We start from the raw sequence: 1,692 nt of genomic DNA, 5'->3' as shown, positions 1-1,692 counted from the left end.
CGGTGGCGGGGTCGCGTCCCCGGCCCAGGAAGCCCGCGCGGTCGGAGCCGTACTGGGGCGCCGCGGTGATCTCGCCTTCCAGCACCGCGAAATGCCCGGCCCATGCCTGCGGCTCGTGCGGCGTGCGCGGCCGGCGCGTGGCGATCAGCGCGCCGAATTCCGGCAGGTACTCGGTCAGCACGAAGAGCTTGGAGAACGCGGGATGCGCGTCGTCCGCGGCCTGCGGCGCCAGCACCACCTCGGCATAGGAGGTCACATCGATCTCGCGCGCCCGGCGCCCGCTGTTGGCCAGCGAGATGCGGCGCACCTCGCCGTCGGTCTCGCCGGACACCAGCACATCCAGCGTGGTGAGCAGGCCCTTGTCGTGGTGCGAGAACGTGGCGTGGTCCTCGCCGAACAGAACGTCGCCGTGGTGGTGGCTGGCCCCCAGGGGCTGGGTGGTGGGCGACCAGAGCTGGGCGCTCTGCACATCGCGCAGGTAGATGAAACTGCCGTGCGAATCCCGCGTGGCGTCCTCGCGCCAGCGGGTCACCGCCACCCCGCGCCAGCGGCTGTAGCCCGCGCCGGCGGCCGTGAGCATGACCGTGTAGCTGCCGTTGGACAGCAGGTGCGTGACCGGCCCCGGCGCTCCGGCCACCAGTCGGCGCACGGTGGGTGGTTGGCCCACGCCGCCGTCCAGCGAGGCCTTGACTTCTTCGGCGCGCGGCCGGTCCACCGCCACGTTGCGCGGCGTGCGCTCCTGCAGCAGCAGTTCGCTGGACTGGACCATGGGCTCGCGGTGAAAGCGCTCGCGCATGCGGCCGTCCTTCAGCACGTTGAGCAAGGCCACGATGGTCATGCCCTGGTGGTGGGCCATGTAGTTGCGCACGATGGCCACCGGCTGCCCCTCGGGCAGGCGTGTGGGCGTGAAATCCAGCGCTTCGTAGAAGCCATGGTGGCCCAGCGCGCCCAGGGCGGCCAGGCGCTCGTAGTTCAGCAGCGCCGCGCGCGGCTCCACCATGGCAGCCAGGCCGGTGGCGTACGGCGCGATGACGCGGTTGTCGCCGAGTCCGCGCTTGAGGCCCAGGCCCGGCACGCCGAAGTTGGAGTACTGGTAGGTAAATTCCCGGTCGCGCGCGTTGTAGGCGGACTCCGAGATGCCCCACGGAATGCCGAGCGCCTGCCCGTACGCGATCTGCCGCTGCACCACCAGGCGGTTCGTCTGCTCCAGCAGGCTGCCCGCGGCGCCCGCATGACCAGCGAGGGCATCAGGTATTCGAACATCGAGCCGGACCAGGAGATCAGCGCCGAACTGCCCGCAAGCGGCGTGGCAGCACGCCCCAGGCGGAACCAGTGGCGGGTGGGTGCATCGCCCTTGGCGATGGCGAAGAGGCTCGCCAGCCGGGCCTCGGACCCGAGCAGGTCGTAGCAGTTCTCGTCCAGGCGCTGCTCCACCAGGGCGTAGCCGATGGACAGCAGCTTGCGCTCCGGGTGCATCAGGAACGCGAAATCCATGGCCAGGGCCATCTCACGCGCCGTGCCGGCCAGTGCCTGCAGCCGCTGAGCCAGTGCCGGCGCCGGGGTGGGCGCCAGGGCATCTTCGGCGTGCGCCGCGGCCACGCGAGCGATCTCGCGGGTCCAGAACAGCATTTCGTCCACGCCCGGATCGCCGTCCACCGAGCCCGCCGGCGTCGCCGCGCCGGCCGCCTTGTC

General features: G+C 71.5%; 1 pseudogene. It reads right to left on the bottom strand.

Annotation, left to right across the window (positions count from 1 at the left end):
• Window positions 1-1,692 (bottom strand): annotated as a pseudogene (locus AC27KI_RS24265) (glucoamylase family protein); the annotation flags it as partial.

It is taken from the genome of Acidovorax sp. KPB24-03 (assembly GCF_057546605.1).
This window is presented reverse-complemented; position numbering and strand designations above follow the sequence as displayed.